This is a genomic window from Monashia sp. HAY1-5C (assembly GCF_056755255.1).
The window spans coordinates 1-232 of sequence record NZ_JBPGXG010000831.1 but is presented as its reverse complement, the minus strand read 5'-3'; the positions used below and the strand labels follow the sequence as shown (position 1 = coordinate 232).

General features: G+C 62.1%; 1 protein-coding gene. It reads right to left on the bottom strand.

Annotated features, from left to right (window positions below; translation table 11 throughout):
• The coding region (locus ACR9ZK_RS23685) for a hypothetical protein (protein WP_481344353.1) at positions 1 to 232 on the bottom strand (232 nt) is incomplete at both ends.

The following is a 232-nucleotide window of genomic DNA, read 5'->3' as shown; positions in this document are numbered from 1 at the left end:
GAACGCCAGGCGTCAACTCGATCAGCGAGTTGGTCTTCCGTCGCGTCTCGCATCCACCTGAACACCAGCCTTGCGCCGTCTGCCACCGTCAATTCGTCGATCATGTGACTCAGACGCTCGTTGGCGCGGTCACTGATCGGGCCTCGCACAGTAAGTTCGACCTTCTGCAGTGCGGGCGCGTCAATGCGGTCTATGAAGTCGTCGAACGCCGCGTCGTCCCCGGCCTCCGTGA